Source organism: Streptomyces sp. NPDC046862, from assembly GCF_040704615.1.
Classification (GTDB): Bacteria; Actinomycetota; Actinomycetes; order Streptomycetales; family Streptomycetaceae; genus Streptomyces.
The window spans coordinates 1-10,301 of the sequence record NZ_JBEYXP010000117.1 but is presented as its reverse complement, the minus strand read 5'-3'; the positions used below and the strand labels follow the sequence as shown (position 1 = coordinate 10,301).

Genomic DNA, 10,301 nt, shown 5'->3' with positions numbered 1-10,301 from the left:
ATCTTCCACCGCATGTACCCGATGGCCGTCGACCGCACGGTCGTCGAGTGCGACTGGCTCTACCTCCCGCACGTCGTCGACAGCGGCAAGGACGTGGAGCGGTCGGTGGAGCTTTTCCACCGGGTCAACCAGCAGGACTTCGACGCCTGCGAGCGCACCCAGCCGGCGATGAGCTCGCGCGTCTACGCCCAGGGTGGCGTCCTGGCGCCCAGCGAGCATCACATCGGCGAATTCCACACCTGGCTGCAGAACAAGCTCGAGGTGCGGCCCACGCGCTGAACAGGGGTGGGCCATGGGGTGGTCGTTGCGGGTCGCGCAACGTCGAGCGTCATCAGGAACCGATATGAGGTTCCCCCTTGACACCCCGGAACCGCACCGAAACCATGTTGCGCATAGCGCGTGTCGTTGTGCGATATGAGACACCTCCCGTCTGGAGCCGGCATGAGGAGCATCACCGTCGTCGGAGCGTCGCTGGCAGGCCTGAGCACGGTCCGCGCGCTGCGCGCCGAAGGCTACGACGGCGAGATCGTCGTCGTGGGGGAGGAGCGCCACACTCCCTACGACCGCCCGCCCCTGTCCAAGGACTTCCTCAAAGGGGACATCGAAGCCGACGCGCTCACGCTCGGCGACGCCGACGAGTACGAGGACCTGGACGTGCAATGGCTGCTCGGCGAGCGCGCGGTACGCCTCGACCCCGTCGCCCGGACCGTCACCCTGACCGGAGGACGGCATGTGCGTACCCAGGGGGTCGTCGTCGCGACCGGCGCCAGCCCCCGCACACTCCCCGGCACGGACGGGCTGGCCGGCGTCCACACCCTGCGCACCCTGGACGACGCTCTGGCCCTCCGCGCCGAGCTGTTGAACGGCCTGCCCAGGGTCGTCGTCATCGGCGCCGGCTTCATCGGCGCCGAGGTGGCGTCCACCGCGCACCGACTCGGCCTCCACGTCACGGTCGTCGAGGCGCTCGACGTTCCGCTGGAACGCCAACTGGGGCGCGAGATGGGGCTGGTGTGTTCCTCGCTCCACACCGATCACGGGGTTCGCCTCCTGTGCGGAACCGGCGTGGCGGGACTCCTCGGCGAGGACCGGGTCACGGGCGTACGGCTGGCCGACGGGCGAGTGCTGCCCGCCGACGTCGTCGTGGTCGGCGTGGGTGTCCGGCCCGCCACCGACTGGCTCGCCGGCTCCGGCGTGCGGGTGGACGACGGCGTGGTGTGCGACGCCGGCTGCTCGACCAGCGTCCCGGGCGTGGTCGCCGTCGGTGACATCGCCCGCTGCCCCAACCCGTTCACCGGACGGCACAACCGCATCGAGCACTGGAGCAACGCCACCGAGCAGGCGAGGACCGCGGCCCGCACGCTGCTCTCCGGTGTGTCGGTGCCCGCCCCGCACACCGCGCCGTACCTGTGGTCCGACCAGTACCGGGTGCGCATCCAGCTCGCCGGACACGTCACACCCGACGCCGAGCCCGAAATCGTCGAGGGCGACGTCGACAGCCGCACGTTCACGGCCGTCTACCGGCGTGAGGGCGCCCCCGTCGCCGTGCTCTCCCTGAACCAGCCGAAGTTCTTCAACCGGCTCCGCCGCACCCTCGTCCCCGCGACCGCGGCCGCCGTCTCATGAGTTCCGCACCTCAGCTCCCCCAGGCATCCGCACGGGAGACCACCCTCAGCACTCCGCGGCACCTGCGTGACACCTGGGACCACGAGTGGCTGGTCGTGGACGTTGGCCGACCCCGTGCTCGGGCCGCCGTGCTGTCCCCAGATGCCTACGCCGCCCACTGCGCCCACGCTCAAGGAGACCGCCGATGACCCTGTTCAACCAGTCCCTGCACGAGCTCGACCCGGAGGTCGCCACCGCGGTCGACGCCGAGCTCCACCGCCAGCAGTCCACCCTGGAGATGATCGCCTCCGAGAACTTCGCGCCGGTCGCGGTACTGGAGGCCCAGGGCTCGGTGCTGACCAACAAGTACGCCGAGGGTTACCCGGGCCGCCGCTACTACGGCGGCTGCGAGCACGTCGACGTCGCCGAACAGATCGCCATCGACCGCCTCAAGGACCTGTTCGGTGCCGAGTACGCCAATGTGCAGCCGCACTCGGGCGCGTCGGCCAACCAGGCGGCCCTGTTCGCGCTGGCCCAGCCGGGCGACACCGTCCTGGGCCTGGACCTGGCCCATGGCGGCCACCTCACCCACGGCATGAAGATCAACTTCTCCGGCAAGCAGTTCAACGTGGTCGCCTACCACGTGGACGCCACCACCGGGCTGGTCGACATGGCCGAGCTGGAGCGGCTGGCCAAGGAGCACCGCCCGAAGGTGATCATCGCCGGGTGGTCGGCCTATCCGCGGCAGCTGGACTTCACCGAGTTCCGACGGATCGCCGACGAGGTCGAGGCGTACCTGTGGGTCGACATGGCGCACTTCGCGGGCCTGGTCGCGGCGGGGCTGCACCCCAACCCGGTCCCGTACGCGGACGTGGTCACCTCCACCACGCACAAGACGCTGGGCGGCCCGCGCGGCGGGATCATCCTCGCCCGCGGCAAGGACTTCGCGAAGAAACTGAACTCGGCGGTCTTCCCCGGCTTCCAGGGCGGCCCCCTGGAACACGTGATCGCGGCCAAGGCGGTGTCCTTCAAGGTCGCCGCGAGCGAGGAGTTCAAGGAGCGCCAGCGTCGCACCGTGGAGGGCGCGAAGATCCTCGCCGAGCGGCTGACGGCGCCGGATGCCCGTGAGGCCGGGGTGAACGTGCTGTCCGGCGGCACGGACGTCCACCTCATCCTGGTCGACCTGCGCGAGTCCCAGCTGGACGGCCGGCAGGCCGAGGACCGCCTCCACGAGGTCGGCATCACGGTCAACCGCAACGCCGTCCCGAACGACCCGCGCCCGCCGATGGTCACCTCCGGCCTGCGCATCGGCACTCCGGCACTCGCCACGCGCGGCTTCACGGCGGAGGACTTCGCCGAGGTCGCGGACGTCATCGCCGAGACGCTCAAGGCTGCTTCTCCCTTCGGGGCGGCCGACGCGCAGCAGTTGAAGGCCCGCGTGAAGGCGCTGGCGGACAAGCACCCGCTCTACCCCGGTCTGTGACCGACAACCTCCCGCAGGGGCGTGCCGTGACCGCTCGGCACGCCCCGTCAATCCACCGGAGTATGGCGTGGCAATCAGCGTCTTCGACCTGTTCTCCATCGGTATCGGCCCGTCCAGCTCGCACACCGTCGGTCCGATGCGCGCCGCCGGGATGTTCGTCACCCGGCTGAAGCAGGACGGCGTGCTCGCCCAGACCACCGCTGTACGGGCGGAGTTGTTCGGCTCCCTCGGTGCCACCGGCCACGGCCACGGCACCCCCAAGGCGGTACTGCTGGGCCTGGAGGGCCACGAACCGCACACGGTCGATGTCGCCCAGGCCGACCTGGATGTCGAGCGGATCCGGGGTACGGGACGCATCCGCCTCCTCGGTGCCGAGATCGGCCCGGCCCACGAGATCGACTTCGACGTCTCGACCCAGTTGGTCCTACACCGCCGGCGGTCGCTGCCGTACCACGCCAACGGCATGATCCTCTTCGCGTACGACGCCGACGGCTTGCCGCTGCTGGAGAAGACGTACTACTCGGTGGGCGGCGGCTTCGTGGTCGACGAGGACGCGGTCGGCGCGGACCGTATCAAGCCCGACGACACGGTGCTGCCCCATCCATTCCGTACGGGTGACGAGTTGCTTCGGCTCTCCCGGGAGACCGGCCTGTCGATCTCCGCGCTGATGCTGGAGAACGAGAAGGCCTGGCGCACCGAGGAGGAGATCCGCGCGGGTCTGCTGGAGATCTGGCGCGTCATGGAGGACTGCGTCGCCCGTGGGCTGGGCCGCGAGGGCATCCTCCCTGGCGGCCTGAAGGTCCGTCGTCGGGCCGCGGGGGCGGCCCGGGCGCTGCGCAGTGAAGGCGACCCGGTGGGCCGCGCGATGGAGTGGGTGACCCTCTACGCGATGGCGGTGAACGAGGAGAACGCGGCGGGCGGCCGTGTGGTCACCGCCCCGACGAACGGCGCGGCCGGCATCATCCCCGCGGTCCTGCACTACTACCTCGACTTCGTGCCGGGCGCCGACGAGGACGGAGTCGTTCGCTTCCTGCTGGCCGCGGGGGCCATCGGCATGCTCTTCAAGGAGAACGCCTCCATCTCCGGCGCCGAGGTCGGCTGCCAGGGCGAGGTCGGTTCCGCCTGCTCGATGGCCGCCGGCGGCCTCGCCGAGGTGCTGGGCGGCAGCCCGGAGCAGGTCGAGAACGCCGCCGAGATCGGCATGGAGCACAATCTCGGCCTGACCTGCGACCCGGTCGGCGGCCTGGTCCAGATCCCGTGCATCGAGCGCAACGGCATGGCCGCGGTCAAGGCGGTGACCGCCGCCCGGATGGCCCTGCGCGGCGACGGCCGCCATCACGTCTCCCTTGACAAGGTCATCAAGACCATGAAGGAGACCGGTGCCGACATGAAGGTCAAGTACAAGGAGACCGCCCGCGGCGGCCTCGCCGTCAACGTCATCGAGTGCTGAGGACTAGCCGGTCTTTCGCGCGACACCCCCGTAGAAACCGACCTCCTCGGATCGTGCCGGCTGCGGGGTGTCGGGGCGCCAGAACGGGACCTGGACCAGACCGGGCTCGACCGGGTCGAAGCCGTCGAAGAACCGCTCGACCTCGGCGTGGGAGCGCAGGTTCATGGTGGCGGAGGCGTTGTTGTAGACGGCCTGGGCCTCGCGGCGATCGGCGAGGTCGCCCGTGGCGTGCGAGAGGACCAGGAAGCTGCCGGCCGGGAGTGCGTCGCGCAGGGTGGCGACGATCGCATCGGGCTTCTCGGCGTCGGTGACGAAATGGAGGACGGCCACCAGGAACAGGGCGACCGGCTCGTCGAAGTCGATGATCCGACGGACGTCGGGGTGGTCCACGATGGCCTGCGGGTCGCGCAGGTCGGCGAGCATGATGCTGGTCTCACCGGATTGGCTGAGCAGTGCGTCGGCGTGGGCCTTCACGATCGGATCGTTGTCCACGTAGGCGACGCGTACGTCCGGTGCCGCCTGCTGGGCTGTCTCGTGGATGTTCGGCGAGGTGGGCAGCCCGGTGCCGATGTCGAGGATCTGACCGACGCCGGCGCCGACGACGTAACGGACGGCACGCTGCAGAAAGGCGCGGTTGGCCTGCACCGAGATCCGCGCTTCGGGCGCCTTGGCGGTGAGCGCGTCGCCGGCCTGCTGGTCGACCGCGTAGTTGTCCTTGCCGCCCAGCAGGTAGTCGTAGATCCGTGCGGGGTGCGGCCTGCTGGTGTCGATCTCCTGTGCCGGGAAGCTGTCCCCTGCCACGATGCACTCCTTTCGAGACCGCCACGGCACCCATGCCCGCGAACGGCTGTGCGACAGCTTCCCACATCAACTCCCCTCCGTCCGAACGCCAGTTGCTGTCGCACAACACCATGGGCAGAGCGGTGGCCCGCGGTCCGGCGCGGCCGCACCCCGTCGACGGGCGGTGGTCAGTTGGGGTTGTCCGCGTGCGTGAGGGTCGTCCAGGCGTTGAAGTAGTTGTCCGTGCCGGACGGCCGGTGTGCCTCGGTGTACTTCTGGGTGTTGGACATGCTGATGCCGAGGCGGTTGTGGAGAGCGTTGAAGCCGACCTCCGTGACCCGGCCGAGGCCCGTGCTGATCGAGCCGCCGCACAGCCAGGAAGGCGCGGCGGTGCCGTTCTCGTAGGAGGTGTGGAAGCCCAGTGCGTGGCGCAGCCGGTCCTGGATCCTCGGGTAGAGGTCCTGGCCCTGGATCCGGCTGGTCTCCGCGATGTTCGCCACGGAGGCGATGCCCCATCCGGTGTGCCCGAAGTCGCGGCAGGTTTCCTGGGCGATACCGTCGGCGAAAGTGCTCTGGCCCTGCCAGTACTTGATGATCTCGGCGCTGGTGTCGATACTGCTGCCGGCGGGCGGCTCGGGCAGGTCACCGTCACTGGTCAGATAGATGTATGCCGGGACGCGGGCGAGGTAGGTGCTGACGGCCTTGTCGTAGCTGGTGCGGTCCTCGATGAAGACCGAGATGCCGATCGCCGCCTCGGTCATGACCAGTTCCCAGTTGCCGTTCTTGGTCGCTGCGCCGTTGATCACCTCGGGGAGGTAGACGTTGCGCAGCATGGTCGCGAAGCGGCCGGCCCCCGGCCAGCCGCCGTCGTAGGTGTACTTGATGATTTCGGCTGCGCGCGGCCAGGTGGAGCCGGCCCAGCCGGTCTGCAGCGGGGCGTTGCTGTTGGTGTGATCGGTGAGGGTCGCGGACCAGGCGTCCATGATCTCGATCGACTTCTTGGCGTACCTGCTGTCCCGGGTGAAGTACCAGGCGAGCGCGTCCGTGTAGGCCGCCACGGCGTCCTGACGTTCGTCGGTGCAGCCGTAGTTGGGGTTGGACGACGAGCCGCACTCCACGACGGCCCGTGGCTTGGCGGTACGCGACAGCGAGGCGTAGGAGCTGGCCATCATGCCGTCGTACGCGGCTTTCCACGGCTGTTGGCCGGCCTGCACTTTCGACCGGGCGAAGTCGAGTTGACCCCGGCTCACCAGCACTCCGGGGTGGGTGAAGGCGGTCGGCGCGGCCGTCGCCCGCTGGGCCGGGCCGCTGAACTGAACGCTCAGCAGGCCGGCCACCAGGGCGAGAACGCTGAGCAGGGCGGTTCTGGTTCGTGTCATCCGATGACCTCTTCAATTCACGAATGAGAACGCAGTTCCGGTACAGAAGTTTGGTCCGGACCATAAGAAGCCTTCGTGAACATGTCAATGGATGTGTGGACCGTCGTCGCTCCGCGCCGAGCGACCTGCACGCAAACAGCCCCTCACCGTCGGACGGTGAGGGGCTGTACAGGATTGAGCGGCTTCGACGGCCTTGGCGGGGCGGCGGCTCAGTAGGAGCCGTTGGCCTGCCAGTACGACCAGGCGCCGCAGGGGCTGCCGTAGCGGTCGTTCATGTAGTTCAGGCCCCACTTGATCTGTGTGGCCGGATTGGTCCGCCAGTCGGCTCCGGCAGACGACATCTTGGAGCCGGGATAGGCCTGTACGAGACCGTACGCCCCGGAAGAGGGGTTGGTCGCCTTGTAGTTCCAGCCGGACTCGTGGTCCACGATGTTGCTGAAGCACTGGAACTGATCGCCGGGCACTATCTGCCGCGCTATGGCCTGGGACTCGGCAGCCGTGTACGAGGACTGCGGTGCGAAGTTGGAGGAGCCCGTCGACGAGCGACTGGCCTTCTGCTCCGTCTCCTGGCGATCCTTGGCGTCCTGCAGGGCCTTCTGCTGTTCGGCCTTCTGCTGATCCGCCTTCTGTTGAGCTGCCTTCTGTTGAGCTGTCTTCTGCTTGGCGATCGCGTCCTTCGCGGCCTGTATTCGAGCCGCCTCCGACGCGGTTTGTCTCGCGCTGTTGTCCGCGGCGATGGCCTGCGCGTCGGCCTGTTCAGCCAGCGAGGCCGTCTGCACCTGGGCCTGCTGCCCTACGGGTAAGTCCGCGAGGAGAGTCGAGTCAGCCGTGGTCGCTTCAGCGTCGTTCGCCGACTCGCCGGTGCTGCTCTGGGCAACTCCCGTCACGGCGCCGACAGTGGTGACCGCGGTGGCAGAGGCCACCGCGAGTCCCCGCACTAAATTCCCGCTCACACGTTTTCCTTCCAGCGTAGCCAGATCAAGAGGTCGAGCGTCGCAAGACTAGACGGCTGAGCGGCAGCACCGGCGGCAACGGTCCTGAGCACCCGTAAGAGCTGAGATCTCTGAAGTGACAGACGAGGCGGCCGTGAAGCAGGTTGCAAAGAGGCGGTAACGAGACGGCAAAGCCTGCCGACCGCACAACCCGGTTTGTCAGTCGTCGCGCCCGGCACCGCGGTCGGGTGCGCTCATGTCCCCGGTCCCGGGTGTGCCCTCGGCGAGCGCGTAGCGCAGGTACACGGTGCCCTGCGGACCGGCCGCCGGCGGTTCGAGGAGTGTGACGTTCGTGGGCACCGCGCCACCGTCGAACACCTTCTTCCCGACGCCGAGCACGATCGGGTGCACCCAGAGGTCGAGACGGTCGAAGAGCTTCTCGCGCAGGAGGGTCTGCACCAGGTTCAGGCTCCCGACGACCTTCACGTGCTCGTGCCGGTCACGGATCTCGCGCACCGCGCCGGCCAGATCAGGGCCGAGCTGCGTGGACCCGGCCCACGAGAGGTCGGGCCTGCCGCGGGAGGCCACGTACTTCGGGACGCTGTTGAAGAGCGTGGCGATCTCGTTGTCCTCGCCGCCCTCCTGGTACGGCCAGTAGCCGGCGAAGATGTCATACGTCCGTCGGCCGAGCAGGAGGGCGTCCGTGCCCTCGTACGCGGCACCGATCTGCGCCCCGGCGACCTCGTCCAGCAGAGGCGCCTGCCAGCCGCCGAACGGGAACCCCACCGGGTCCTCGTCGGGTCCGCCGGGCGCCTGCCCGACGAGGTCGAGGGTTGCGAACAGCTCGATGTGGATGAGGCCCATGACGTGCTCCTGATGTGTGTGTTGCCTCCGTCGGGAGGTAGACCTGGGGACGCCGGCAGACTCATCGCTGTGACGGCACCCCGCTTCGTACTCGTGGAACGCCGCGCCCGGTGCGATCCAGGCCCGCACGTCCGATTCCTCGAACAGCACATGTCGACCGATCTTGAAGCGCGCGGCACGGAGTCCTGACGCACCACGCCGGGACGCCGCACCGGGCGCCCACGCAGGATGGATCACAGGCCGCGTCCGCACTGGGTGGCTGCCCCGCGTCCAGAGCCACCGCAGGTCACCGGTGCGGTCTACGGCTGTGGTACCAGCCACAGCCGGCCGCTCCTCCGCTGACGGTGGACGCAGAAGTCGTTGATCGGCCGGACGGTTTCAGCTGCGCGCCGCGCTCCTCCAGAAGTCCCGCATCAGCGGTGTCGGTGTCGGGTTTTCCATCGCCACCTGCGTCAGAAGGATCGAGACCGTTCCCGTGTACGGGACGACGTGCGCCGTCGTCCCCGTGCCGCCCACCCAGCCGTAGCGGCCGGGGACGTTCCAGGGGTCGGCCGGGGTGACGTCGACCTGGCCGCCGTAGCCCCAGCCCTGGCCCTCCAGGAACAGCGTGGCGTCGGCTCGCTGCTCGGCCGTGAGGTGGTTGGTGGTCATGCGGCTGACCGAGGTGGGGGTGAGGAGGCGGTGGCCGCCCGCCTCGCCTCCGTTCAGCAGCATGCGGGCGAAGGCCAGCCAGTCGTCGGCGGTGGAGACGAGGCCCCCGCCGCCCGAGTGGAAGCGCGGGACGCGGCTCCACTGCCCGTCGGGGGCGTCCGTCAGTTGAAGGGTTCCGTCCGGGGACGGGGAGTAGGACGACGTGAAGCGGTGCCGCTTGGCCTCGGGAACCTCGAAGGCCGTGTCCTTCATGCCCAGTGGCTCGAAGATCCGTTCCGCGAGGAAGTCGGGGAACGTGCGGCCCGACGCCCGGGCGACCAGGATTCCCTGGAGGTCGGAGGAGGTGCCGTACAGCCAGGCGTCCCCCGGCTGGTGCAGCATCGGTACCCGCGCGAGCAGGGCCAGCCAGGTGTCGGGATCCGGCCAGTCCTGCAGGGCGCGGCCGTCCTTCTGCACCGTGAACAGCAACTGCACGGCGGGGAGGGAGAAGTCGGCGGGGAAGCCCCAGCCGGTGCGGGAGCTGAGTAGGTCCTCGACCGTGATCGGGCGGGCCGCCGGGACCACGTCCTCGACCGGGGCGTCAGGCGTGCGCACCACGCTCGGCTTCGCCAACTCGGGAAGCCACTGTTCGACCGGGGCCTCCAGGGCCAGCCGCCCGTCTTCCACCAGCATCAGGACCGCCGCCGCCGCGATGGGCTTGGTGATGGACGCGATACGAAAGAGCGAGTCCCTGGTCATCGGAGCGGTGCCGTCGGTGTCCACCGAGCCGGCGGCCACCACCTGGACGTCGTCGCCGTGGGCGACGAGGCCGACGGCGCCCGGCACTCTCCCGTCGTCGACGTACCGGTGCAGGGTGTCGTGCAGAGCGTTCATCGGTGGCCCTCCGGTCGGGGTGGTCGTAGCGTGTACGACTCCCGAGAAGGCGGAAAGTCATCGGCTACGCGTCTGTCGGTCCATCGTCACCTGGTGATCCCCTCGGGCCTCGTGACGACGCGTTGGATCCTGGCGCGGCGCAGTTGTCGGTATCGCATCGCCGGTGTCCGCGGCTCCGGACGCTCCTCCACGAGCGCACTGCGGCGCCACGCCGCGAGTCGGTCCGCGGGCAGCCACCCAAGGGCAGGTCCGGCCACCACCGGGCGGACGGCAGACGGCCGTCCGCC

At 69.3% G+C, this 10,301-nt stretch carries 9 protein-coding genes; 4 read left to right on the top strand and 5 right to left on the bottom strand.

Annotated features, from left to right (window positions below; genetic code table 11):
• The 4 genes from AB0959_RS52740 to AB0959_RS52725 form a co-directional block, all read left to right on the top strand.
• Positions 1 to 279: SRPBCC family protein (locus tag AB0959_RS52740; protein WP_366834170.1), on the top strand; the 279-nt coding region annotated here is incomplete at its 5' end.
• A 162-nt stretch (positions 280 to 441) separates the two neighbouring features.
• Positions 442 to 1,623: an FAD-dependent oxidoreductase gene (locus AB0959_RS52735; RefSeq protein WP_366834169.1), complete on the top strand. Its 1,182-nt coding sequence runs from the start codon at positions 442 to 444 to the stop codon at positions 1,621 to 1,623.
• A gap of 184 nt (positions 1,624 to 1,807) precedes the next feature.
• A complete protein-coding gene (gene glyA / locus AB0959_RS52730) occupies positions 1,808 to 3,085 on the top strand; it encodes a serine hydroxymethyltransferase (RefSeq protein ID WP_366834168.1) in 1,278 nt (425 codons plus the stop codon).
• Positions 3,086 to 3,152: 67 nt separating this feature from the next.
• Entirely contained in the window at positions 3,153 to 4,535 is a 1,383-nt protein-coding gene (locus AB0959_RS52725; protein WP_366834167.1) for an L-serine ammonia-lyase, read from the top strand.
• 3 nt (positions 4,536 to 4,538) lie between these two features.
• Here AB0959_RS52725 and AB0959_RS52720 read toward each other — a convergent pair whose 3' ends face one another.
• From AB0959_RS52720 to AB0959_RS52700, 5 genes are all read right to left on the bottom strand, one after another.
• Entirely contained in the window at positions 4,539 to 5,336 is a 798-nt protein-coding gene (locus AB0959_RS52720) for an SAM-dependent methyltransferase (protein ID WP_366834166.1), read from the bottom strand.
• Between the two features lie 167 nt (positions 5,337 to 5,503).
• Positions 5,504 to 6,694, bottom strand: coding sequence for an alginate lyase family protein (locus AB0959_RS52715; RefSeq protein ID WP_366834165.1), 1,191 nt, complete (start codon positions 6,692 to 6,694; stop codon positions 5,504 to 5,506).
• Between the two features lie 209 nt (positions 6,695 to 6,903).
• Positions 6,904 to 7,647 carry a transglycosylase SLT domain-containing protein gene (locus AB0959_RS52710; protein ID WP_366834164.1) on the bottom strand — a complete coding sequence of 248 codons (744 nt, stop codon included), beginning with the start codon at positions 7,645 to 7,647 and terminating at the stop codon, positions 6,904 to 6,906.
• A 198-nt stretch (positions 7,648 to 7,845) separates the two neighbouring features.
• Positions 7,846 to 8,490, bottom strand: a complete 645-nt coding sequence (locus AB0959_RS52705) for a dihydrofolate reductase family protein (RefSeq protein ID WP_366834163.1) — start codon at positions 8,488 to 8,490, stop codon at positions 7,846 to 7,848.
• Positions 8,491 to 8,868: 378 nt separating this feature from the next.
• Positions 8,869 to 10,014 carry a serine hydrolase domain-containing protein gene (locus AB0959_RS52700; protein ID WP_366834162.1) on the bottom strand — a complete coding sequence of 382 codons (1,146 nt, stop codon included), beginning with the start codon at positions 10,012 to 10,014 and terminating at the stop codon, positions 8,869 to 8,871.
• Positions 10,015 to 10,301 lie beyond the last annotated feature (287 nt).